The 22,289-nt window shown below is 69.5% G+C and carries 22 protein-coding genes; 19 read left to right on the top strand and 3 right to left on the bottom strand.

Annotated features, from left to right (window positions below):
- Nucleotides 1–63: 63 nt before the first annotated feature.
- The 7 genes from ACE3OU_RS15795 (at nucleotide 64) to motD (ending at nucleotide 8,090) form a co-directional block, all read left to right on the top strand.
- Nucleotides 64–915 carry an EAL domain-containing protein gene (locus ACE3OU_RS15795; RefSeq protein ID WP_374242510.1) on the top strand — a complete coding sequence of 284 codons (852 nt, stop codon included), beginning with the start codon at nucleotides 64–66 and terminating at the stop codon, nucleotides 913–915.
- Nucleotides 916–1,025: 110 nt separating this feature from the next.
- Nucleotides 1,026–3,113 carry a flagellar biosynthesis protein FlhA gene (gene flhA, locus ACE3OU_RS15790; protein ID WP_374242509.1) on the top strand — a complete coding sequence of 696 codons (2,088 nt, stop codon included), beginning with the start codon at nucleotides 1,026–1,028 and terminating at the stop codon, nucleotides 3,111–3,113.
- 156 nt (nucleotides 3,114–3,269) lie between these two features.
- On the top strand, nucleotides 3,270–4,802 hold the full coding sequence (flhF, locus tag ACE3OU_RS15785) for a flagellar biosynthesis protein FlhF (RefSeq protein WP_374242508.1): 1,533 nt from the start codon (nucleotides 3,270–3,272) through the stop codon (nucleotides 4,800–4,802).
- A complete protein-coding gene (locus ACE3OU_RS15780) occupies nucleotides 4,802–5,587 on the top strand; it encodes a MinD/ParA family protein (protein WP_374242507.1) in 786 nt (261 codons plus the stop codon). Before flhF ends, ACE3OU_RS15780 begins: the two co-directional genes overlap by 1 nt.
- 113 nt (nucleotides 5,588–5,700) lie before the next feature.
- Nucleotides 5,701–6,477 (top strand): RNA polymerase sigma factor FliA, encoded by a 777-nt coding sequence (locus tag ACE3OU_RS15775; RefSeq protein WP_374242506.1) that lies wholly within the window; start codon nucleotides 5,701–5,703, stop codon nucleotides 6,475–6,477.
- Between the two features lie 22 nt (nucleotides 6,478–6,499).
- On the top strand, nucleotides 6,500–7,240 hold the full coding sequence (locus tag ACE3OU_RS15770; RefSeq protein ID WP_374242505.1) for a flagellar motor protein: 741 nt from the start codon (nucleotides 6,500–6,502) through the stop codon (nucleotides 7,238–7,240).
- A gap of 4 nt (nucleotides 7,241–7,244) precedes the next feature.
- Nucleotides 7,245–8,090, top strand: coding sequence for a flagellar motor protein MotD (gene motD, locus ACE3OU_RS15765; RefSeq protein ID WP_374242504.1), 846 nt, complete (start codon nucleotides 7,245–7,247; stop codon nucleotides 8,088–8,090).
- A 69-nt stretch (nucleotides 8,091–8,159) separates the two neighbouring features.
- Here motD and ACE3OU_RS15760 read toward each other — a convergent pair whose 3' ends face one another.
- The 3 genes from ACE3OU_RS15760 to flgA all read right to left on the bottom strand — a co-directional run bounded on the left by ACE3OU_RS15760 (nucleotide 8,160) and on the right by flgA (nucleotide 9,756).
- Entirely contained in the window at nucleotides 8,160–8,636 is a 477-nt protein-coding gene (locus ACE3OU_RS15760) for a flagella synthesis protein FlgN (RefSeq protein WP_374242503.1), read from the bottom strand.
- A gap of 7 nt (nucleotides 8,637–8,643) precedes the next feature.
- Entirely contained in the window at nucleotides 8,644–8,961 is a 318-nt protein-coding gene (gene flgM, locus ACE3OU_RS15755) for a flagellar biosynthesis anti-sigma factor FlgM (protein WP_374242502.1), read from the bottom strand.
- A 96-nt stretch (nucleotides 8,962–9,057) separates the two neighbouring features.
- Nucleotides 9,058–9,756, bottom strand: coding sequence for a flagellar basal body P-ring formation chaperone FlgA (gene flgA / locus ACE3OU_RS15750; RefSeq protein ID WP_374242501.1), 699 nt, complete (start codon nucleotides 9,754–9,756; stop codon nucleotides 9,058–9,060).
- 326 nt (nucleotides 9,757–10,082) lie between these two features.
- On the opposite strand from flgA, the gene flgB reads away from it, so the two are divergent.
- The 12 genes from flgB to ACE3OU_RS15690 all read left to right on the top strand — a co-directional run bounded on the left by flgB (nucleotide 10,083) and on the right by ACE3OU_RS15690 (nucleotide 22,144).
- A complete protein-coding gene (gene flgB, locus ACE3OU_RS15745; RefSeq protein ID WP_374242500.1) occupies nucleotides 10,083–10,493 on the top strand; it encodes a flagellar basal body rod protein FlgB in 411 nt (136 codons plus the stop codon).
- Nucleotides 10,494–10,506: 13 nt separating this feature from the next.
- On the top strand, nucleotides 10,507–10,911 hold the full coding sequence (gene flgC / locus ACE3OU_RS15740) for a flagellar basal body rod protein FlgC (RefSeq protein ID WP_374242499.1): 405 nt from the start codon (nucleotides 10,507–10,509) through the stop codon (nucleotides 10,909–10,911).
- A 22-nt stretch (nucleotides 10,912–10,933) separates the two neighbouring features.
- Nucleotides 10,934–11,611, top strand: a complete 678-nt coding sequence (locus ACE3OU_RS15735) for a flagellar hook assembly protein FlgD (RefSeq protein ID WP_374242498.1) — start codon at nucleotides 10,934–10,936, stop codon at nucleotides 11,609–11,611.
- 12 nt (nucleotides 11,612–11,623) lie between these two features.
- Nucleotides 11,624–13,552 carry a flagellar hook protein FlgE gene (locus ACE3OU_RS15730; protein ID WP_374242497.1) on the top strand — a complete coding sequence of 643 codons (1,929 nt, stop codon included), beginning with the start codon at nucleotides 11,624–11,626 and terminating at the stop codon, nucleotides 13,550–13,552.
- Between the two features lie 19 nt (nucleotides 13,553–13,571).
- Nucleotides 13,572–14,312 (top strand): flagellar basal-body rod protein FlgF, encoded by a 741-nt coding sequence (gene flgF, locus ACE3OU_RS15725; protein WP_374242496.1) that lies wholly within the window; start codon nucleotides 13,572–13,574, stop codon nucleotides 14,310–14,312.
- 480 nt (nucleotides 14,313–14,792) lie between these two features.
- On the top strand, nucleotides 14,793–15,575 hold the full coding sequence (gene flgG / locus ACE3OU_RS15720; protein ID WP_374242495.1) for a flagellar basal-body rod protein FlgG: 783 nt from the start codon (nucleotides 14,793–14,795) through the stop codon (nucleotides 15,573–15,575).
- Between the two features lie 15 nt (nucleotides 15,576–15,590).
- Complete coding sequence (locus ACE3OU_RS15715) at nucleotides 15,591–16,277, top strand: flagellar basal body L-ring protein FlgH (protein WP_374242494.1); 687 nt, start codon at nucleotides 15,591–15,593, stop codon at nucleotides 16,275–16,277.
- 10 nt (nucleotides 16,278–16,287) lie between these two features.
- A complete protein-coding gene (locus tag ACE3OU_RS15710; protein WP_374242493.1) occupies nucleotides 16,288–17,400 on the top strand; it encodes a flagellar basal body P-ring protein FlgI in 1,113 nt (370 codons plus the stop codon).
- Nucleotides 17,400–18,428, top strand: coding sequence for a flagellar assembly peptidoglycan hydrolase FlgJ (gene flgJ, locus ACE3OU_RS15705; protein WP_374242492.1), 1,029 nt, complete (start codon nucleotides 17,400–17,402; stop codon nucleotides 18,426–18,428). Before ACE3OU_RS15710 ends, flgJ begins: the two co-directional genes overlap by 1 nt.
- A gap of 82 nt (nucleotides 18,429–18,510) precedes the next feature.
- Nucleotides 18,511–20,466 (top strand): flagellar hook-associated protein FlgK, encoded by a 1,956-nt coding sequence (flgK, locus tag ACE3OU_RS15700; protein ID WP_374242491.1) that lies wholly within the window; start codon nucleotides 18,511–18,513, stop codon nucleotides 20,464–20,466.
- Between the two features lie 35 nt (nucleotides 20,467–20,501).
- On the top strand, nucleotides 20,502–21,692 hold the full coding sequence (flgL, locus tag ACE3OU_RS15695; RefSeq protein WP_374242490.1) for a flagellar hook-associated protein FlgL: 1,191 nt from the start codon (nucleotides 20,502–20,504) through the stop codon (nucleotides 21,690–21,692).
- Nucleotides 21,689–22,144 (top strand): hypothetical protein, encoded by a 456-nt coding sequence (locus ACE3OU_RS15690; RefSeq protein ID WP_374242489.1) that lies wholly within the window; start codon nucleotides 21,689–21,691, stop codon nucleotides 22,142–22,144. The genes flgL and ACE3OU_RS15690 overlap by 4 nt, the downstream gene beginning before the upstream one ends.
- The last annotated feature ends 145 nt before the right edge of the window (nucleotides 22,145–22,289 follow it).

The following is a 22,289-nucleotide window of genomic DNA, read 5'->3' as shown; positions in this document are numbered from 1 at the left end:
TCGGTGCTTTGCCAGTCATGGCAATGCTCCCCAGGCAGCGGCGCCGGATAGCAGGAGACGCCCATGCCGCAGCCCGAACTGATCCGTCATCTCAACACCCGTTTTCACGGGGGCGCCGGCCCGGGGGGGAGCGACCACTTCGAAGTGGCGGGAACCCAGGAGGTCCAGGCCCGGTTTGGCGGGCGGCTGTTCCGCAGCCTGTTCCAGCCGGTGGTCGCGCGGGGCGGGGAGTTGCTCGGTCACGAGGCCCTGTTGCAGGTGCAGGGGCCGGGCGGGGAGGGCGTGTCCCCCCGGACGATCTTCGAGCTCGCCTCCGACGAGGAGGCCCTCGCCCTCGACCACATGGCGTGCACGCTGCATGTGCTCAACTTTGCCCGCCAGGGCCACGGGCAGCGTGGCCTGCTTGCCCTCAACCTCAGCCCCCGGGCCCTGCTCGCCTTCGCCGGCGGGCAGGAGGCCCTGTTCCAGGCCGTGCTGGCGGCCTGCGGGCTGTCACCCCAGCGCGTGGTGCTGGAAGTCACCGACCACGGTTTCGAGGATTGCACGGCCCTTGCCGCGGCCATCGCCCAGTGCCGGGGCCGGGGCTACCACACCGCGATCGACAACTTCGGCCGCTTCTCCTGTGATATCGAGCGCCTCGAGGCGCTGGCCCCCGACATCGTCAAGCTCGACCGCTGCCTGATCGGCCATGCCGGCCACCTCGGCTTCGCCCGGCAGGTGCTGGGCGAAATGTGCGCCGAGATCCGCCGCCTCGGCATGCGGCTGGTCAGCCAGTCCATCGAGAGCCCGCAGCAGCTGCAGGCGGCGATGGCCAGCGGGGCGGATCTCTTCCAGGGCTATCTCATCGGGCGGCCGTCCGCAGTCTGCCTGCCCCTCGGCCATGCCGAGCCGCGGGTCTGCGAGATGTCGGCCTGAGGGCCTCCGTGACGGTGGGGAGGCCCGGGCGCCGTCGGTGACGAATAGCCCCACAAATCTCCCCTTCTTCCGCCCTTTCCTCCGCCCCCCGATGCGCGACCATCGGCACCATGAACGGTAGTCTCAACCTGCGCGCCCTCTTCGCCCCGGGCAACATCCGCCAGCTTGCCGGGCCGCTCCTCATCATCCTCATCCTGTCGATGATGGTGCTGCCGTTGCCGGCCTTCGTGCTCGACCTGATGTTCACCTTCAACATCGCGGTGTCGGTGATGGTGATGCTGGTCGCGATGTACACCCGCAAGCCGCTCGACTTCTCGGTCTTCCCGACCATCCTGCTGGTCACCACGCTGCTGCGCCTGTCCCTCAACGTGGCCTCCACGCGGCGGGTGCTGCTCGAAGGGCACACCGGCCCGGACGCGGCGGGCAAAGTGATCGAGGCCTTCGGCCACTTCCTGGTAGGCGGCAACACCGCGGTCGGCCTGGTGGTGTTCATCATCCTCACGGTGATCAACTTCGTTGTGATCACCAAGGGCGCGGGCCGGATCGCCGAGGTGGGCGCCCGCTTCACCCTCGACGCGATGCCCGGCAAGCAGATGGCCATCGACGCCGACCTCAACGCCGGCCTGATCGACGAGAAGGAGGCCAAGAAGCGCCGCGCCGAGACGGCCCAGGAGGCCGATTTCTACGGGGCCATGGACGGTGCCTCCAAGTTCGTGCGCGGCGATGCGGTGGCGGGCATCCTGATCATGGGGATCAACGTGGTCGGCGGGCTGATCGTCGGCGTGCTCCAGCACAACATGGAGCTGGGGCAGGCGGCCACCAACTACACGCTGCTGACCATCGGCGACGGCCTGGTCGCCCAGCTGCCGGCCCTGATCATCTCGGTGGCGGCGGGCCTGGTGGTGTCCCGCGTCGGCGACGAAGGCGACATGGGTTCCCAGCTCATCGGCCAGGTGTTCACCAACCCGCAGGTGCTGGTCCTCACCGCGGCGATCCTGGGCATCCTGGGCCTGATCCCGGGGATGCCCAACTTCGTGTTCCTGCTGCTGGCCTCGGGGCTGGGTTACCTGGCCTGGCGGGGCGGGGCGCAGGCGCCGGAGGCCGTCGAAGAGGCGGCGGCGGGGCCGTCGGCGGCGCCGGTGATCCCGCCGGAGAGCCAGGACGCCAGCTGGTCCGACGTGACGCCGGTGGACGTGCTCGGCCTCGAGGTCGGCTATCGCCTGATCCCGATGGTGGACAAGGGCCAGGACGGCGAGCTGCTCAAGCGCATCCGCGGTCTGCGCAAGAAGTTCGCCCGGGACATCGGCTTTCTCGCCGCACCGGTGCATATCCGCGACAACCTCGAGCTCAAGCCCAACGACTACCGCATCGTGATGAAGGGGGTCGAGATCGGCACCGGCAGCGCGTTTCCGGGGCAGTTCATGGCCATCAACCCGGGCCGGGTGGCGGGCCCGCTCACCGGCCGCGAGACCACCGACCCGGCCTTCGGCCTGCCGGCGGTGTGGATCGACGCCACCCAGCGGGAGCAGGCCCACGCCCTCGGCTACACGGTGGTGGATGCCAGCACCGTGGTGGCGACCCACATCAACCACCTGATCCTCAGCCACGCCTCCGAGCTGCTCGGCCGCACCGAGACCCAGGCCCTGCTCGAACACATCGCCAAGGACAACCCCAAGCTGGTCGAGGACCTGGTGCCCAAGCTGCTGCCCCTGGCCACCGTGCAGCGGGTGCTGCAGAACCTGCTCGACGAGGGCGTCAACATCCGCGACATGCGGAGCATCGTCGAGGTGCTGGCCGAGCATGCGCCGCGGGTCCAGGACCCGCTGGAGCTCACCTCGCGGGTGCGCCAGGCCCTCGGCCGGGCCATCGTGCAGGGGCTCTTCCCGGGCAACGGCGAGGTGCAGGTGATGGCCCTCGACCCGGGCCTCGAGCGCATCCTGATGCAGGCCATGGGCGGTGGCGGCGATGGCGCCATCGAGCCGGGGCTCGCCGACACCTTGCTGCGCGAGACCGCTGCCGCGGCCCAGCGCATGGAGGACATCGGCCTGCCGGCGGTGCTGCTGGTGCCGGCGCCGCTGCGCTGGCTGCTGTCGCGCTTCCTGCGCCGCAGCGTGCCCAGCCTCAAGGTGATCGCCAACTCCGAAGTCCCCGAGACCCGCCTGATCCGCGTGTCGGCGATGATCGCTCCGACGGCCTGAGGACGCCCGCGCCCCACGCCCCGCGCCCCGGTCCGGGGAATAGCCGCCTAAAACCTGTCTTTTCCCGGCCATCGAAAACGGTCCGGCTGGGGATAATCGACGGTAAAGGAGTGCCCGCGTCGATCCCGCGAGGCCTCCGTACCCGGAGACAGGAGCATGAACGTCAAGCGCTACTTTGCCCAGACCGCCCGCGAGGCCCTTCGCATGCTGAAGGACGAGCTCGGGCCGGATGCCGTGGTGCTTTCCAATCGGGCGGCCAACGGCGGTGTCGAGATCCTCGCGTTGCCGGCCGGCGAAGTGGCCACCCTGCAGCGGGCGCGCAGCCAGGCCCAGGCCGCAGCCGCGGCGGCTGCGTCGGCGCCCAAGCCGGCCGCCGCTACGCCGCGTCCGGCGCAGGGTGCCGATTTCTTCGACGACGATTTCCGGGTCAGCCTGTCGCGGGCCGCCAGCCAGCGTCCGGCTGCGGCTGCGGCCGCTCCGGCGGCGGCCGCACGTCCGGCGCCGGCCCGGGTGCCCGAGATGCAGCCCTTCAACCCGCCCCGGGTCGAGCTCAATCGCGAGGTCTTCAACGCCGCCTCGGCCCAGGTGCGCCGGCCGGCAGCCCCGCCTGCCACGCCGCCGGCCGCCCGTTCGCCGCTGCGCAGCGAGGCCCCCCGCCAGCCCGAGGCCACGCCGCCGCGCCAGCGCCCCGCCGGGGTCGAGGAGGAGGCCCGCATCCGTGCGCTGGAATCCGCCAACTCCCAGATGGCCACCGAGCTTGCCGCGATCCGCGGGATGATCGAGCGCCAGCTGGCCGGCTTCGCCTGGGGCGAGATGAGCCGCACCAGCCCGGGCCGCACCCGCCTGATCGGCGACCTGCTGGAGGCCGGCTTCTCGGCCAGCCTCGCCCGCGAGCTCGCCGAGGAGGTGCCCGACGAGGACAGCCCCGAGAACGCCCATCGCCTGCTGCACCACGCGCTGACCCGGCGTTTTCGCTCGATGGGAGGCGAGGACGATATCGTCGATCGGGGCGGCGTGTTCGCGCTGGTCGGCCCGACCGGCGTCGGCAAGACCACCACCACCGCCAAGCTGGCCGCCCGCTGCGTGGTCCGCCATGGCGCCGACAAGCTGGCCCTGATCACCACCGACAGCTACCGGATCGGCGCCCACGAACAGCTGCGCATCTACGGCCGCATCCTCGGCGTGCCCGTGTATGTGGTGCGCGACGCCACCGAGCTGCGCGAAACCCTGGCCAGCCTGCGCGACAAGTTCATGGTGCTCATCGACACGATGGGCATGAGCCAGCGCGACAAGATGGTGGCCGAGCAGAGCGCGATGCTCACCGGTGCGGGCAAGCTGTCGCGCCTGCTGCTGCTCAACTCCACCTGCCGCGGCGACACCCTCGACGACGTGATCCGCGCCTATGGCGGCGACGACATGGCCGGGGTGATCCTCTCCAAGATGGACGAGGCGATGTCCCTCGCGCCGGTGGTCGATGTGGCCATCCGCCACCAGCTCGACGTGTTCTACGTGGCCAACGGCCAGCGGGTGCCGGAAGACCTGCATCTGCCCGACCGCGAGGCCCTCGTCGGCCAGGCCCTGCGCGAACTGCCCGCGGCCTCGCCGTTCCGCCTCGACCCGCTGGAGGCCGGCCTGATCATGGCTTCGGCCGGCAAGGTCGGTGTCGCCCACGCCCGGGGAGGTCTGTGATGCTCCACGCCTCCGATCAGGCCGCCGGCCTCCGCCGCCTGTTCCGCCGTGCCCCGTCGGCAGTGGTGGCGCTGTTCGCCTCCGGCCGGGCACCCCGCGAGCTGGCGGCGCAGACCCTAACGGCCCTCACCGAAGGTGCGCGACGCGTGGTGGTCATCGACGAGCATGCACCCGAGCACGGTTCGCTGCTGGCGGCCTTCGGCTATCCGGATGGTGGCGACCTGCTCGGCGCCCTGCAGGGTCGCATCGACGTGACCGACACCATGCGCGAGGTCGCCGACGGCCTGTGGGTGGTGCCCGCCGCCGCGACCGTACAGACCATCGCGCTCCTCGACGATGCCCAGCACGCCCGCCTGGAGGGTGGCATCGCCGAGTTGCAGCGCCGGGCCGACCTGCTGGCGATCCATACCGTCGGCGATGCCCGCAACCTGACCCCTTTTGCCCGCGCGGCCGGGCGGCGCCTGCTGGTCGTCGAGGCCAGCGGGGTCGGCGCGCGGGGCGCCTGCCAGTGGATCAAGGGCCTCGCCGCGGCGGGGGCCGGCTCGCTGGAGGTGGCGGTCAGCGGGGCGCGGGACCGGGCCGACGCGACCGCGCTGTTCGCCAGCCTGCAGGATTTCACGTCGCGCCACGTGGGGCTGCCGCTGGTCTGGCGCGGTGAGCTCGAAGGGGATGGGCTGGCCGAGGCGATGTGCACGCCCCTGGGCGAGCGGCACCCGGCCGAAGGGGCCCAGGCCTTCATCCGCCGCCTCCGGGCGTGGTCTTCCCGGGCCGGCGTCACCGGTTGATAAAGGGGCTTTGTTAAAAAGTGTGTCTCGACCTGCATGAAAGCCTATCGTTGCCGTTGAAAACATTGCAGCGAGTCGCGCCCCCGATATCCAGACCAGAAAGCTGACGAAAGATGTACACCGCCTCCGGCACCCTCGATAAAGAACAACTCGTCGTCCAGTACGCGCCGCTGGTCAAGCGCATCGCCTATCACCTCATGGCCAAGCTGCCCGCCAGCGTGCAGGTGGAGGACATCATCCAGAACGGCATGATGGGGCTGCTCGACGCCATCAACCGCTACGAAGAGGGGCTCGGCGCCCAGTTCGAGACCTACGCGGTGCAGCGCATCCGCGGCTCCATGCTCGACGGCCTGCGCGAGAACGACTGGCTGCCGCGCAGCCTGCGGCGCGACATGCGGCGCATCGAGGCGGCCGTGCATCAGCTGGAGCAGCAGAAGGGCCGCCACCCCACCGAGACCGAACTGGCCGAATCCCTCGGCGTGCCGCTGGCCGAGTACCAGCACATGCTGCAGGAGGCCCGGGGCTACCAACTGGTGTACTTCGAGGACTTCACCGGCGAGGGCGAGGAGGATTACCTCGAGCGCCACATCACCCTCGAAGGCAACGACCCGCTCACGCTGCTCCTCGACAGCAACATGCGCGACGTGCTCATCAAGGCCATCGACGACCTGCCCGAGCGCGAGAAGACCGTGATGGGCCTCTATTACGAGCAGGACATGAACCTCCGCGAGATCGGCGAAGTGCTGGGCGTGTCCGAGTCCCGGGTGTGCCAGCTCCACAGCCAGGCCATCGCCCGGCTGCGCTCGCGCATCTCCGGCGCCATGCAGGCCACGCCCCGCGCCAAGGGCGAGGGCCGGGGCCGCGGCCGGCGGCCGGCGGCGGCTTCCTGACGATCGCTGAGGGCAGGCATCCATGGACAGCATCAGCCTCATCGGCATCACCCTGGGCGTTGCGGCGATCCTCGTCGGGCAGGTGCTGGAGGGCGGCCATGTCGGCTCGCTGATCCAGCCCACGGCCTTCCTGATCGTCATCGGCGGCACCCTCGGCGCGGTGATGCTGCAGAGTTCGCTGCGGGTCTTCCGCACCGGCATGAAGATGTTCCGCTGGGTGTTCGCGCCGCCGCCCCTCGAGCATGACGCGCTGATCGCCGAGGTGGTGGCGTGGAGCAACCTGGCCCGCAAGGAGGGCCTGCTGGCCCTCGAGAGCCGGATCGGCCAGATCGAAGACCCCTTCATCCAGAAGGGGCTGCAGTTGCTCGTCGACGGCGTCGAACCGGAGCGGCTGCGGGAAGTCCTCGAAGTCGAGATCGACAGCTGGGAAGCCCACCTCAAGCAGGGCGCCAAGATCTGGGAGGCGGCCGGCGGTTACGCGCCGACGATCGGCATCCTCGGCGCGGTGCTGGGGCTGATCCACGTGATGGAGAACCTCTCCGAGCCGGGCAAGCTCGGTGCCGGCATCGCGGTGGCCTTCGTCGCGACGATCTACGGGGTGGGCTCGGCCAACCTGGTTTTCCTGCCGGTGTCCAAGAAGCTGCTGGGGGTGATCGGCACCCTGGTCTCGATGCGCGAGATGCTGGTCGATGGCCTGGTCGGCATCGCCAACGGCGACAATCCGCGCATCATCGAGAGCCGCCTCAAGAGCTACGCGGGGTAGGGCAGTGGCACGACGCAGAAAGAACGACGAGGAGCACGAGAACCACGAACGCTGGATGGTCTCCTACGCCGACTTCATCACCCTGCTGTTCGCCTTCTTCGTGGTGATGTATTCGCTGTCTTCCCTCAACGAGGGCAAGTACCGGGTGATGTCGGACTCGGTGGTCCAGGCCTTCCGCAACATCGGCCCCCACGACACCGGTCGCCAGATCGTCGCCCTGGCGCCCCCGCCGTCGATCCGGCCGCTGCCCGCGACCGCCGCCGAGACCGAACTCGAGGAGCAGCGCCGGGCCAAGGCCGAGCGCGTGCGCAACATGGCCGAAGAGATCCGCAAGGTGCTCGCTCCGCTGGTGGCCGACGGCCAGGTGCGGGTCACCGAGGGCGCCTTCGGCATCACCGTCGAGATCAATGCCAGCGTGCTCTTTGCCCCCGGCGAGGCCCAGCTGGGGCCCGATGCGGTGCGCGCCCTGCGGGCCGTGGCCCAGGTGGTGGCGGATGCCGAGTTTCCGATCACCGTCGAGGGGCACACCGACGTGACGCCGATCGCCAGCGCGATGTTTCCGTCCAACTGGGAGCTGTCCGCGGTGCGGGCGTCCAGCGTGGTGAGGCTGTTCGTCGAGAACGGGGTGCGCCCGTCACGGCTCACCGCGGCCGGCTACGGCGACCAGCGGCCGGTGGCCGACAACGCCACCGCCGAGGGGCGGGCCCGCAACCGGCGGGTCGCGATCCTCGTCGAGTCGCGCCTGGTCGGGCCCGAGGTGACGGCGCCGGTTAAGGCGTCCGGCGTGGCCGATTCGATCCTGCCGTCCGACGCCGTGCCGCCCAAGCCCGCCGCAGAGGCCAAACCCTGACGGCTTGCCCGAACGGGGCGCCTCGAGGACGGATGGGGGTAAGAAAGGAAGCCGGCCGGGGAGGCCGGATCAGGCCGAGCCGAAGAGGCGGCCCGACGAGGTCGGCCGCGACTGGCCGTCGGGTCCGTAGATCTGGGGGTGTTCAGCGGCAGCGAGCAGCACGCTCAGGGCTTGCTGGTTGTTCTGCAGGCGTTCGGTGATCAGCTGGCCGTTCACGCGGTTGCGTTCCCTGGCTTCGGCGGCAAGGCTCACCACTTCCTGCCAGGCGCCCAGGGCGTCGGGCAGGTCGGCCAGCACGACGCGGATGTTCGCGTCGTTCACCGCGGCGCCGAGGCGCGCGAACATCACGACCCGCTCGTCCGACAGGCGCTGCAGGGTGCGATAGAGCGCGGTCTTTTCCTCGGCCAGGCTGGCGAGGGCATCGATCTGGGTGGCGATCAGCAGGGCCTCTTCGCGGCGCAGCAGGGCGATGAAACCCTGCAGCCCCGTGCGCTCCTCCTGGATCAGGCGGGCGAGGCGCTGGGCAAAGCCGGGGTCGATGGCCATCGTGGCCTCAGGCCTGGCCCACCTGCTGGGCGGACAACATCTGGCGGACGCTCTCGATGAGCCCGTCGGCGACCTTTTCGGTGTTGACCTTGAAGCGGCCCTCGCTCATGGCCTGCTTGATCTCGTCCACCTTGGCGGTATCGACCACGGGGGCGTTGGAGATGGCCTCTTCCATCTGCAGCATGCGCGACGACAGGGACGACAGCTCGACCCGTTCGCTGCCGGCATTGCTGCTCTCGGCCTTGGGGGATTCCTTCGCGGAACGCGCTCGCCCATCGTTGGACGGCAGGCTTCCGGTGGCCTTGACTGAGCTATCGATCTTCACGGCTTGGACCTTTCTTCCATAAGTCGAGAGGGTCTACGACCCGCTGGCATGGAACTTTAGCTTATTCGCAAGTCCGGGAAGGGGGGAATTCGACTTTCAGGGCAGCGTGATTTCCACCACGCCCCCGTTGCGCGCGGTGCCGCGCAGCACCTGGCCGTTGGCGAGGCGCACCTGGGCCGGCTGGCCGTCGCCGGCGGTGCTGAGGGCGGTGCCGTCGTTGGCCACCTGGAAGCCGGGGCCGCGGGAGACCACCTTGACCGGCTGGCCCTGCACCACCGCCGGCGGCAGCCGCAAGTGGCTGGCTGCCAGCGGCCGGCCGGTGGCCAGCCCGATCCGGGCGGCATGGCCGACGGCCTGGGTCGGGTCGGTGAGGATGTCGGCGGCGAGGGTGGTGAGCTCGCCAGCCTCGCGGCGGATGTCGGCGGGGCCGATCAGCTGGCCGGCGGCGACGGGGGCGGCGGTGACCAGGTAGACCCCCTTGACCCGCACCTCGGACGGCACCCAGGCCGACCAGGGGCTGGGGGCGAGGCAGCGTACGCCCACGGCGACGCGGCCCCAGGCCCGGGCGCCGGGGGGCAGGAAGGCTTCCAGCTGGACGCACGGCGGCAGCACGTTGTCGGGGGCGAACTCGCCGACCTGGATGTTCACCTCGCCGGGCAGGCTGACCGTCTGGGTCCGCAGGAAGCGCATCACCTCGCTGCGCACGGCACCCGGGTCCTGGCGGGCTTCGCCGTGGACGGAGAAGGCGACGAGGGCGAGCAGCAGCAGGGCGTGGAGGACGGAGGGCGATCTCATCGAAACGGGCGGCGCATCACGGGCAGGAGCACGGTCATCATTGAACCACGGTGATGCCCCCGGGGCCAGCGGGAACAGGGGCGCTTTCGCCGCGCAATTGCGCCCGGCAGCCTGTCGCCGCGTGCGGGCGGCAAAGTTTGCCGGGGCGGCAAGCCGCGGCGCGGAAAGGCACCGGCCCCGCGGGGGAATGGGGTGGAAATTGCCGCCTGTTCAGCCCATGGGGCGGTCCGCCACGTCGCTAAGATGGCTGGCATGGAAGCTGCAATGGAGTCATCGCAAACCTGCGATGCCGACCCCGGCAGCACGCCCCTCCAGAGGTGACCGGAATGACCGAACGACTCGATGCCACGCTGCGCTTCCACCAGACCGCGCTCAATGCCCGCGCCTTCCGCCAGCAGGTGATCGCCTCGAACATCGCGAACGCCGACACGCCCAACTACAAGGCCCGCGATATCGATTTCCGCGAGGCGCTGGCCGGTGCGCTGGGGGGCAAGGGTGGCGATGCGCTGGCCCTCAAGACCACCTCGCCGCGCCACCTCCCGGGCAGCGGCCCCACCGACCCGCTGACCGCGGCCCTCAAGTTCCGCAACGAGGAGCAGGGCGCCGTCGATGGCAACACCGTCAACATGGACGTGGAGCGCAGCGCCTTCGCCGAGAACTCGGTGCAGTACCAGGCCAGCCTGACCTTCATCAACGGCCTGCTGACGTCCATGCAGCGCGCCATCCAGGGCCAGTGAGAGGAGCCGCATCATGAGCATGCTCAACGTCTTCCAGGTTGCAGGCAGTGCGCTCCACGCCCAGTCCCTGCGCCTCAACACCACCGCCAGCAACATGGCCAACGCCGACAGCGTGGTCTCCAGTGACGGTCAGCCCTACCGGGCCAAGCAGGTGGTGTTTGCCGCCACGCCGATGGCCGGTCCGGCGGCCCAGGGCGTCCGGGTGACCCAGATCGTTGACAGCGCCGCGCCGATGCGCCTCGTCTACGACCCCAAGAGCCCGGCCGCCAACGCCGAAGGCTACGTGACGATGCCCAACGTGAACGTGGTCGAGGAGATGACCAACATGATCTCCGCCTCGCGGGCCTACCAGACCAACGCGGATGTGATGGGCACGGCCAAGACCCTGCTCGAGAAGACCCTCACCATCGGCCAGTAACCGAACCTCCGGAAGCCACATCATGAGCACCGTCAATTCCGCCACCAGCTCCGACGTCATCGCCAGCCTGCAGAAGAACACGGCCGCAGGCAGCTCTTCCGAGCTGAAGATGGGCACCCAGTCCAGTTTTCTCCGGCTGCTCACCGAGCAGCTCAAGAATCAGGACCCGCTCTCGCCGATGGACAACGCCCAGATGACGTCCCAGCTGGCCCAGATCAGCACCGTCGATGGCCTCGGCAAGCTCAACGCCACCCTGTCCACGCTGCTCGAGAGCAGCCAGTCCGGCGAGGCCATGCAGGCCGCGGCGCTGGTGGGCAAGGGCGTGATGGTGGCCGGCAGCGGCCTGACCCTCAGCGGCGGCAAGGCCTACGGTGGCTTCGAGCTCACCAGCCCGGCCGACAAGGTGAGCGTGACGATCAAGGATTCCAACGGCCTCGAGGTGCGCACCCTCGAGCTGGGTGACTACGAGGCGGGTGTCTTCAATTTTGCCTGGGACGGGCTCACCAACAGCGGCGCCAAGGCGGTCGACGGCAGCTACAGCCTGTCGGTGAAGGGCCGCCGGGGCGACACCGACCTCAGCCCGACCGCGCTGCAGCTCGGTTCGGTGAACAGCGTGCTGCGCACGAGCAGCGGCAGCGTGTCCATCGACGTGGGTGGCGGCAAGCTGGTCGGCCTGTCCGACATCAAGCAGATTCTCTAAGCGGAGACCAACATGGCATTCCAGCAAGGTTTGAGCGGCCTCTCCATCGCGTCCAAGGCCCTCGACGCCATCAGCAACAACGTTTCCAACTCGGGCACCGTCGGCTACAAGCAGGCCAGCGCCCAGTTCGCCGACGTGTTTGCCGCTTCGCTGTCGGCCGGCAGCTCGACCCAGGTGGGTATCGGCGCCTCGGTGGGAGCAGTGGCCCAGCAGTTTACCCAGGGCAACATCTCCACCAGCAGCAACACGCTCGACCTGGCCGTCAATGGCCAGGGCTTCTTCCGGATGAGCGACAACGGCACCATCACCTACAGCCGCAACGGCCAGTTCCATGTGGACAAGGACGGCTACGTGGTGAATACCAGCGGCCTGCGCCTCACCGGCAACACCTTTGATGCCAAGGGCCAGCCCAGCGGCGTCGGCGGCGAGATCCGCCTCAGCTACGGCGACGCCGACCCGAAGGCCACCACCGAGGCCGGCTACAACGTCAACCTCGACTCCCGTTCCAAGTCGCCGAAGGCGCTCACCGTGGCCACCCTCTACGGTTCCGGCGCCCCCGCCAGCGTCGCCACGCCGCTGGTGCTCACCGGCGCCAACAACAAGCTCACCGTCACCGTGGACGGCGAGGCCAGCGCCACCGTGACGATCCCGGTCGGCAGCTACGCCGACTCCAGTTCGCTGGTCGCCGCGCTGCAGACCGCCATCGACCAGACTGCCCTGAAGGGCCGCGTCGTCGCCTCCAGCGACAGCAACGGCGTGCTCAGCCTGGCCTCCGCCCGGGGCGGGCGCCTGTCCAGCCTGCTGGTTGGCGGCACGGCCGCCGCGGGGCTGAAGATCCCGACCGGGGTCACCGTCAATGGCAGCAACGCGGTGGTCGCGACCCTCTCCAGCGGCGCCGCGGCGCCCTTCACGATCAACCCGGTGCCGGCCGCCGGCACCACCAGCACCCTGTCGATCGCCGTGGATGGCGCCGCCGCCGTCCCGATCACCATCAACGCCACCACCTACCCCGACACCACCTCGCTGATCGCGGCGCTGCAGACCGCCATCGACGCCAGCGCCCTCAACGGCAAGGTCATCGTCGGGGCCGACGCGAACGCCCGCATCACCTTCAGCTCGACCCTCGCCGGCGGGCAGTCGGCGATGGCGCTCAGCGGCAACGTCGCCACCGACCTGGCGATGCCCACCTTCACCGCCACCGCGAACAGCGGCGGCTTCAGCATCGCCGACCCGACCAGCTACACCAGCACCACCTCCCAGACGGTGTATGACTCCCTGGGCAACCCGCATACCCAGTCGCTGTACTTCGTGAAGACCGCCCAGGCCAACAAGTGGGATGTGTACACCAGCCTCGATGGCGGCTTCCCGCCCGAGATCGACCCGGTCACCGGCCTGCACAGCCCGACCACCGTGAGCTTCGACAGCAACGGCGGCCTGCTCACGCCCAAGACCATCGCCACCACCTACACCGTCACCACCGGCGCCACCAAAGACCTCACGATCACCGTCGACCTGAACAGCTCCACCCAGTTCGGCAACAGCTTCGGCGTGTCGACCCTCAGCCAGAACGGCTACAAGCCCGGCACCCTCAGCGGCCTGACCGTCGAGCCCGACGGCACCATCCTCGGCAACTTCAGCAACGGCCAGGCGCGCACGATGGGGCAGGTGCTGCTCACCACCTTCCGCAACCCGAACGGCCTCGTCTCGGTGGGCGGCAACCAGTGGCAATGGACCCCCGACGCGGGTGCGGTCGACGGCGCCGGCGCACCGCCGGGAACCGGCACCCTCGGCGTGCTGCAATCGGCCGCCATCGAGGAGTCCAACGTCGATCTCACCTCCGAGCTGGTCAACATGATCACCCAGCAGCGCGCCTACCAGGCCAACGCCCAGTCCATCAAGACCCAGGACCAGATCCTGCAGACGCTGGTCAACCTGCGCTGACCCCCGAAAGGCCTGAGCCATGGACCGCCTGATCTACACCGCGATGACCGGCGCCTCCGCCACGATGGGGCAGGAGGCCTCCGTCGCCCACAACCTGGCCAACGCCACCAGCACCGGCTTCAAGGCCGAGCTGCATCGCCTGCGCGCGGTGCCGGTGCAGAACGCCCAGGTGCCCACCCGCGCCTTCGTGGTGGACGCCAGCGTCCTCGACGACCTGTCCACCGGCCCGCTGCAGCACACCAACCGCCCCTTCGACGTGGCGGTGCAGGGCAAGGGCTGGTTCTCGGTGCAGATGCCCGACGGCGCCGAGGGCTACACCCGCAACGGCAACTTCGAGGTCAGCGCCAACGGCATCCTGCAGACCCGCGGCGGCCTGCCGGTGCTCGGCAGCGGCGGCCCGATCAGCGTGCCTCCCGACGTGGAGGTGGTGATCGGCGCGGACGGCACCATCTCCACGGTGGCGCGCAGCGGCGCCCGCAACAGCACCAGCGCCGTCGACCAGCTCAAGCTGGTGAATCCGCCCGAGGCCGATCTGCGCCGCGGTGCCGACGGCTACTTCCGCCTCGCCGCGGGTGGCCAGGCCCCCGCCGACCCGGCGGTCAAGGTGGCCTCCGGCTACCTCGAGGGCAGCAACGTCAATGTGGTCGAGCAGATGGTGTCGATGATCTCCCTGGCCCGCCAGTACGAGATGCAGACCCGCATGCTGTCCACCGCCCAGGAGATGGACCGCGCCGCCGGCCAGCTGGTGGCGAAGAGCTGACGGCGCTTCCCGTCCCGCGGGTCCTCTCTTCCGTCGCTGCGATGGGGCTTTCCATTGCAGGGGCGCGGCCTTTCATCACCGCGACGGCCTCTTCCGTCGCCGCGATCCTTCCTGCCGTCGTGGCGATGGGACGCCCCGGCGCGGTGGTCCAGCATCCCATCGTGGCGATGCGACATCCCATCCTGGCGACGCACTGTCCTGTTGCGACAACGTACGGTCCCGCCGCAGCGATCCGCCATTCCATCGCGGCGCGCCAACAGCCCATCCCGCCGGCAGGGCCGCCCGGCAAATTTTTCCGTCCGGCGGCCAGCGATGCCGGGCTGCCTGTGCCAGCCCCCAAATTGACCGCCTTTTCGCCACCTTCTCCGGGCCTGGAACGGGTCTTGCTGAGCTTAGGATGATCCTGCCGCCGATCTCCTTCCGTTGAAGCGGCCAACCCCTTCGCCTCCCCCCGGCGACCCCGAATTTCTGGAGCCCACCATGATCCGCTCCCTGTGGATTGCCCGCACCGGCCTCGAAGCCCAGCAGACCCAGCTCGACGTCATCTCCAACAACCTCGCCAACGTGTCCACCAACGGCTTCAAGCGGGCGAGGGCGGTGTTCGAGGACCTGCTCTACCAGAACCTGCGCCAGCCGGGCGCCCAGTCCACCCAGCAGACCACGATCCCCTCGGGCCTGCAGATCGGCACCGGCGTTCGCCCCGTGGCCACCGAGCGCATCCATACCCAGGGCAACCTCACCCAGACCGGCAACGCCCTCGACGTGGCGATCAACGGCGAGGGCTTCTTCCAGATCCTGACCCCCGACGGCACCATCGCCTACACCCGCGACGGCGCCTTCCAGAAGGACGCCAACGGCCAGGTCGTCACCTCCAACGGCTACCCGCTGCAGCCGGCCATCACCATCCCCGCCAACGCCCTGTCGGTGACCATCGGCAAGGACGGCGTGGTGTCGGTCACGCTGCCCAACCAGGCCGCCCCGGCGCAGATCGGCAACATCCAGCTCGCCAGCTTCGTCAACCCCGGCGGCCTGCAGAGCGTGGGCGAGAACCTCTTCCTCGAGACCGCCGCCAGCGGCACCCCCAACCCCAACACCCCGGGCACCAACGGCGTCGGCGTGCTCAACCAGACCTACGTGGAGACCTCCAACGTCAACGTGGCCGAGGAGCTGGTGCTGATGATCCAGACCCAGCGCGCCTACGAGCTCAACTCCCGGGCGATCTCCACCTCCGACAACATGCTCGGCAAGCTCACCTCGCTGTAAGCGGAGGCCTCGATCATGCGCACACTCCGGTCCCTGTCTTCCTGCCTGCCCGCGCTGCTGCTCGTGGGCCTTTCCGGCTGCGCGGCGCTGCAGGCCACCCCGCCGACCGCGGTGCATCAGCCGATGAGCGTGCGCCCCGAGCCGCGCACCGCCCAGGCCGCCAACTCGGGCTCGATCTTCCAGCCCAGCTTCACCCGGCCGCTGTTCGAGGACCGGCGCGCCCGCTTCGTCGGCGACATCATCACCGTCAACCTCGTCGAGCAGACCGCGGCCAGCAAGAAGTCGTCCGCCAACGCCGAGCGCGGCGCCAGCATCGCCGCCTCCATCACCGCCCTCGCCAAGGTGCCGCTGGGCGGCCTCGCCGGGCTCGACGCGACCGCCTCCGACGCCACCAAGTTCGGCGGCAAGGGCGACGCGGCGGCCAACAACGCCTTCACCGGCACCATCACCACCACCGTCATCGAGGTGCTGCCCAACGGCAACCTGCTGGTGTCGGGCGAGAAGCAGATCGCCATCAACCAGGGCAACGAGTTCATCCGCTTCTCCGGCATCGTCAACCCGGTCAGCGTGACCGGCGCCAACACCGTGCAGTCCACCCAGGTGGCCGACGCCCGCATCGAATACCGCGCCAACGGCTACATCGACGAAACCCAGCAGATGGGCTGGCTGCAGCGCTTCTTCGTGAACGTGCTGCCTTTCTGAGGACCCCGCCATGCCGCGCCTCTTCCGCCTCGCCTCCGCCTGCCTGCTGGCCCTCGGCCTCGTGGCCAGCGCCCCGGCCGGCGCCGAACGCCTCAAGGACCTCGCCAGCATCGGCGGGGTGCGCCAGAACCAGCTGGTCGGCTACGGCCTCGTCGTGGGCCTCGACGGCTCCGGCGACCAGACCACCCAGACCCCGTTCACGGTGCAGAGCATCATCAACATGCTCGGCAACCTGGGCGTCACGCTACCGCCGGGCCAGTCGCTGCAGCTCAAGAACGTCGCCGCGGTGATGGTCACCGCCAGCCTGCCGCCCTTCGCGCGGCCGGGCCAGCAGATCGACGTCACCGTGTCGTCGATGGGCAACGCCCGCTCCCTGAAGGGCGGCACCCTGGTGATGACGCCCCTCAAGGGCGCCGACGGCCAGGTCTATGCGATGGCCCAGGGCAGCCTGGCGGTGAGCGGGGTCAGCGGCGCGTCGCCTTCGGGCGGGCGGGTCACGGTCAACCACCTCTCCGCCGGCCGGATCCCCGGCGGCGCCACCGTCGAGCGCGTGGTGCCGAGCGCGGTGGGCGAGGGCGACTCGGTGTTCGTCGAGCTCAACGACGCCGATTTCGGCACCGCCCAGAAGGTCGTCGATGCGATCAACGCCGTCTCCCCGGGTAGCGCCCGCGCCCTCGACGGGCGCCAGGTGCAGGTGCGCGCGCCGGCCGACCTCAGCCAGCGGGTGGCCTTCCTCGGCCGCCTCGAAAACCTCGACGTGACCCCCGCGGTGCAGGCCGCCAAGGTCATCATCAACTCCCGCACCGGCTCGGTGGTGATGAACCAGAAGGTGGCCCTGCAGGACTGCGCCGTCTCCCACGGCACCCTCACGGTCTCTGTCAGCAACGAGCAGCAGGTCAGCCAGCCCAACCCCCTCGGCCAGGGCCAGACCGCGGTCACCAACCGGGGCGGGGTCGACATCCAGCAGACCGGCGGCAACATCTTCAACGTCAAGGGTGGCTCCAACCTGGCCGACGTGGTCAAGGCCCTCAACGCGGTGGGCGCCAACCCCATCGAGCTGATCTCCATCCTCCAGGCCATGAAGGCCAGCGGGGCGCTGCGGGCCGAACTGGAGGTGATCTGATGGCTACCGACTTCAGCCAGATCAACGCCCTCGACCCCAACTCCCTGTCGGGCCTGCGCCGCGTCTCGAAGGACGGCTCCCCCGCCGCCACCAGGGAGGCCGCCAGGCAGTTCGAGGCGCTGCTGCTCCAGCAGGTGCTCAAGTCGATGCGCGACGCGACGCCCAAGGGCGGCATGTTCGACAGCGACGAGTCGCGCATGTACCAGTCCCTGCTCGACCAGCAACTGGCCATGCAGCTCGCCACCCGCAGCGGCGGCATCGGCCTCGCGCGGGTCATCGAGCGCCAGCTCGGCGGCAACCGCGACGCGGCGGTGACGCCGCCGGAGGGCGGCGTGCCGCTCGACGCCTCCATCCGCCGCGGTTTCGACGCCGCCGGCGGTGCCGGGGCGGCCAGCCTGGGGGCGGCGCTGCAGTCTTCCGCCGCGGCGGGCCCGCTGGCAAATCCGTCCGCCGGCCGGCCGGCAAAATCTGCCGCAGCGGCGCCGGCTGCCGGGGCGGCAAACGATGTTGCCGCCTCCTTCCCCAATCTGCCGGCCGGTGCCGGGCCGCGGGCCTTCGTCGAGAAGGTGTGGCCCCAGGCCGTCGAGGCCAGCCGCGCCACCGGCATCCCGGCACGCTTCCTGGTGGCCCAGGCGGCCCTGGAGACCGGCTGGGGCAAGTACGAACTCAAGAACGCCGACGGCAGCCCCAGCCACAACCTCTTCAATATCAAGGCCGGCAAGCGCTGGGGCGGCGACACGGTGAGCACCGCCACCACCGAATACAGCAACGGCGTCGCCACCCGCGAGAGTGCGCGCTTCCGCAGCTACGGCTCGTACGCCGATTCCTTCCGCGACTACGCCCGCCTGATCGGCACCAACCCGCGCTACGCCGCGGTGGTCGGCCAGGACGACGCCACCGCCTTCGCCCGCGGCCTGCAGGCGGCCGGCTACGCCACCGACCCCAACTACGCCGACAAGCTGGCCCGCATCATCAACGGCAACACCCTGCGCACCGCCCTGGCGGCAAGCAGCGCCCGCAGCGCCTGATCCGCTGTTTTGCGTCGCGGCACGCAAACTGGCAAAGAACTTGCTGTTCATCGCTTAGATACATGAACCAAGGACGCGGATCATGGGCGCCAGCCTCTTCAGCATCGGTCTCACCGGACTCAACGCCGCCCAGGCGGGCCTGTCGACGACCAGCCACAACATCTCGAACGCCGGGACCACGGGCTACAGCCGCCAGCGCATCGAGCAGAGCACCAACCCGGCGATGTTCACCGGCGCGGGCTTCTTCGGCGAAGGCACCAAGGTCGATACCGTCAAGCGCGCCTACAACAGCTTCCTGACCAACCAGGTGCTGGCGGCCGACACCAGGTTCAACGAGTACGACACTTTCAGCACCGAGATCAGCCAGATCGACAACATGCTGGCCGACCCCACCGTCGGCCTCAGCCCGGCCCTGCAGGATTTCTTCGGCGGCATCCAGGAGGTGGCAGCCAACCCCGCCAGCGTCCCGGCCCGCCAGTCCATGCTGTCCACCGCCGAGAGCCTGGTGTCGCGCATGCACAACCTGTCCGACCGCCTGGGCGAGATCCGCGCCGGCGTCGAGGGGCAGATCAAGGAAACCGTAAGCCAGATCAGCACCTACGCGAAGAACATCGCCGAGGTGAACAACAAGATCACCATCGCCCAGCAGGCCGGCTCCGCCCAGCCCGCCAACGACCTCCTCGACACCCGCGACCAGCTGGTGAAGGAGCTCAACCAGCTGGTTCGCGTGTCCACCAGCACCGACACCGACGGCTCGATGTCGGTGTTCATCGGCACCGGCCAGCCCCTGGTGATCGGCACCACCCCGACCCGCCTCGAGGCGCTGCCGTCGATCGCCGACCAGAGCCGGCTGGCGGTCAACATCCTGACCCAGAACGGCGGCGCGATCACCATCCCCGAAAGCCTGCTGGGCGGCGGCAAGCTCGGCGGCCTCCTCAACATGCGCGCCGCGCTGGACTCGACCCAGAACCAGCTCGGCCTGCTGGCGGTCGGCATCAGCACCGCCTTCAACGCCCAGCACCAGCTCGGCCAGGATCTCAACGGAAACCTGGGCACCGATTTCTTCACCATCCCCAGCGTCAGCGTCCAGCGCTACACCAACGCCACCACCACCACGCCGGACGTGCAGTATGGCGACGTCTCCAAGCTCGTCGGCGAGGACTACCGGCTCACCTTCACCGACACCGTCGGCGGCTACGCCCTGACCCGCGTGTCCGACGGGCGCTCGGTGAGTGCCGCCGACGTCGGCCTGTCGATCACCCCGGCGGCCACCTCCTGGGTGGGCGACAGCTTCCTGATCCAGCCCACGCGCTACGCCGCCTCCACCCTCGACGTGTCGATCACCGATACCCGCATGATCGCCGCCGGTGCCCCGGTCAGCACCGCCGCCACCGCCTCCAACCTCGGTACCGGCAGCATCACCGCGCCGGTGGTGAGCAGCACCACCAGCATCGCCGGCGGCGCCTTCGGCTCCAGCAGCTCGCCCCTCAAGCTCACCTACGCCGGCGGCAGCCTCACGGGCTTCCCGGCCTCGCTGCCGGTCACCTACACCCTGCTCAACAGCAACCCGGTCACCCTGGCTGCGCCGGTCGCCTCGCTGCCCTACCAGAGCGGCATGACCATCGCGGTGGGCGGCGTCTCCTTTTCGATCGCCGGCGCCCTCAAGGACCAGGACAGCTTCACCGTCGGCCCCAACGCCGGCGGCGTCTCCGACAGCCGCAACGCGGTGGCCCTCGGCCAACTGCAGACTTCCAAGCTGATGCTTTCCGCCGACGGCCAGCCCTCGGCCACCCTCCAGTCGGTGTATTCCCAGCTGGTCAGCTCGGTGGGCAACAAGTCACGCGAAGTGCAGGTCAACCGCGACGCCCAGGAGAGCCTGGTCGGCCAGGCCTACGAGGCCCAGCAGTCGATCGCCGGGGTGAATCTCGATGAAGAAGCGGCCAACCTGATCCGTTATCAACAGGCATACCAGGCGTCGAGCAAGGTGATGACCATCGCCTCCAAGCTCTTCGACGAAGTCCTCGCCCTCGGCCGCTGAGCCATTCAGCCCGCCAACACAAAGGAAAAGCCATCATGCGTGTCACCACCGGCATGATCTTCGACAGTGGCCTCGCTTCGATGCAGAAGCAGCACAGCCGCCTGCTCGACACCATGGAGCAGGTGTCCACCGGCCGGCGCATCCTCCGCCCGTCCGACGACCCGGTGGCCGCCGCGCGGGCCCTCGAGGTGTCCCAGTCGCAGAGCGTGAACACGCTGTACGCGGCCAACCAGGGCTACGCCAGCGACGCCCTCAAGCTGGTGGACAGCAAGCTCGACGCGGCGACCAGCATCGTGACCTATCTGCGCACCCGCGCCGTCGAGTCCGGCAACGGCGGTTATTCGGCCAGCGACCAGGCCGCCATCGGCGCCGACATTGCCCAGCAGTTCGACGAGCTGCTCTCCGTCGCCAACAGCCAGGACGCCACCGGCGACTATGTCTTCGGCGGCTACAGCAGCAACACCAAGCCCTTCGGCGGCGGCCTGGCGGCCGGTGTCCAGTACCAGGGCGATCAGGGCGCGCGTACGCTGCAGATCTCCGCGTCCCGCAACCTGCCGATCACCAGCTCCGGCGACGAGATCTTCAACACCCTCCGTGCCGGCGCGGGGTCCGCCTTTGCCCTCGGCGCCGCCGCCAACAGCGGCACGGCGCAGGTCTCGGGCCTGTCCCTGTCGGGTTACAACGATCATCGCTACGTGGTCGAGGTGGCCACCGGCCCCAGCTATCAGGTGTTCGATACGACCATCGACCCCAACCGGACCGCGCCGATCACCCCGACCGTCACCGTCAGCGGCAGCGACAACGTCCTCAGCTTCGGCGGCGTCAGCCTGAGCCTCAACGGCACGCCGGCGATTGGCGACGAGTTCACCGTGTCCCAGGTGGCGGGCACCTTCGATCTGGTGGGCAACTTCGTCAATGCCCTCAAGTCCGGCAATCAGGCGGCCATCCGTTTCAACAGCGGCCAGGCGATCGCCGGCATGGATGCCGCCCAGGACAGCATCTCCCGGGTCCGGGCGGGCGTCGGGTCGCGGATGGTCGAGGTGGACACCCAGCAAACCATCAACAGCAGCATGAACCTGCAGTACGCCGACACCCTGTCGCGGCTGCAGGAGGTGGACTATGCCTCCGCGGTGACCAGCCTGAGCCAGCAGAAGGTTTTTCTGGAGGCGGCCCAGCAGAGCTTCCTGAAAGTCTCCAACCTGTCCCTGTTCAACTACCTCTCGTGATCCGGCGCCTGCTCCCCGCGCTGACGCTGGCCTGGCTGGCCGGCTGCAGCACCGCGCCCTCCGGGCAGGACTGGCTCGGCCTGCCGGCCGGGCTGGTGATGGCTTCGGACGCCGGCCACCTCAAGCTGCCGGTGGCCGCCGCGGCGCTGGCCTTCTACGTGGTGAGCGACCCGCTGGCGCCCAACTGGATCGTCGAGGAGGCCCGGGCTGCGGACGACCGCTATATCCTCGCCCTGCGCATGAAGGCCGTGATCAGCGGCGGCGACGGCGAGGCCCGCCAGGTGTTCACCCGCCACGCCGCGCGCCTCGCCGCCCGGCCGGGCTTCTCCGGCTACGAGGAGCTCGCCTGGCAGACGGGCATCGACAGCGGCCGCCCCTTCGCGCGGCGGGTCGCCTATGGCGAGATCCGCCTCCTGCGCAGCACCGACGCCGCCGCCCGCCGCACCCCCTGAGCGCCTGCCTGCAAGCCTCTCTGAGCACCCCAACCCCGCGCACGGGCCAGGTGTCCCTGAAGAAACGACGATGCGTTACAAGGTGAACGGCAGTGCCGAGATGACCGACACGTCATTGGTGCGAGCGCGCGGCGTTAGCCGACGC

Source organism: Zoogloea sp. (assembly GCF_041908905.1).
Lineage (GTDB): Bacteria > Pseudomonadota > Gammaproteobacteria > Burkholderiales > Rhodocyclaceae > Zoogloea.
The sequence above is the reverse complement of the archived record's forward strand: the minus strand, read 5'-3'. Positions and strand labels throughout refer to the sequence as shown.

Coding starts and splice junctions, on each gene's coding strand:
- flhA (WP_374242509.1), top strand. CDS start 1,026: ATGAACGGTAGTCTCAACCTGCGCGCCCTCTTCGCCCCGGGCAACATC.
- ACE3OU_RS15760 (WP_374242503.1), bottom strand. CDS start 8,636: ATGGCCATCGACCCCGGCTTTGCCCAGCGCCTCGCCCGCCTGATCCAG.
- flgB (WP_374242500.1), top strand. CDS start 10,083: ATGACCGAACGACTCGATGCCACGCTGCGCTTCCACCAGACCGCGCTC.
- flhF (WP_374242508.1), top strand. CDS start 3,270: ATGAACGTCAAGCGCTACTTTGCCCAGACCGCCCGCGAGGCCCTTCGC.
- ACE3OU_RS15730 (WP_374242497.1), top strand. CDS start 11,624: ATGGCATTCCAGCAAGGTTTGAGCGGCCTCTCCATCGCGTCCAAGGCC.
- ACE3OU_RS15710 (WP_374242493.1), top strand. CDS start 16,288: ATGCCGCGCCTCTTCCGCCTCGCCTCCGCCTGCCTGCTGGCCCTCGGC.
- flgL (WP_374242490.1), top strand. CDS start 20,502: ATGCGTGTCACCACCGGCATGATCTTCGACAGTGGCCTCGCTTCGATG.
- ACE3OU_RS15715 (WP_374242494.1), top strand. CDS start 15,591: ATGCGCACACTCCGGTCCCTGTCTTCCTGCCTGCCCGCGCTGCTGCTC.
- ACE3OU_RS15770 (WP_374242505.1), top strand. CDS start 6,500: ATGGACAGCATCAGCCTCATCGGCATCACCCTGGGCGTTGCGGCGATC.
- flgC (WP_374242499.1), top strand. CDS start 10,507: ATGAGCATGCTCAACGTCTTCCAGGTTGCAGGCAGTGCGCTCCACGCC.
- flgJ (WP_374242492.1), top strand. CDS start 17,400: ATGGCTACCGACTTCAGCCAGATCAACGCCCTCGACCCCAACTCCCTG.
- flgK (WP_374242491.1), top strand. CDS start 18,511: ATGGGCGCCAGCCTCTTCAGCATCGGTCTCACCGGACTCAACGCCGCC.
- ACE3OU_RS15780 (WP_374242507.1), top strand. CDS start 4,802: ATGCTCCACGCCTCCGATCAGGCCGCCGGCCTCCGCCGCCTGTTCCGC.
- ACE3OU_RS15775 (WP_374242506.1), top strand. CDS start 5,701: ATGTACACCGCCTCCGGCACCCTCGATAAAGAACAACTCGTCGTCCAG.
- ACE3OU_RS15735 (WP_374242498.1), top strand. CDS start 10,934: ATGAGCACCGTCAATTCCGCCACCAGCTCCGACGTCATCGCCAGCCTG.
- flgG (WP_374242495.1), top strand. CDS start 14,793: ATGATCCGCTCCCTGTGGATTGCCCGCACCGGCCTCGAAGCCCAGCAG.
- flgA (WP_374242501.1), bottom strand. CDS start 9,756: ATGAGATCGCCCTCCGTCCTCCACGCCCTGCTGCTGCTCGCCCTCGTC.
- flgF (WP_374242496.1), top strand. CDS start 13,572: ATGGACCGCCTGATCTACACCGCGATGACCGGCGCCTCCGCCACGATG.
- ACE3OU_RS15795 (WP_374242510.1), top strand. CDS start 64: ATGCCGCAGCCCGAACTGATCCGTCATCTCAACACCCGTTTTCACGGG.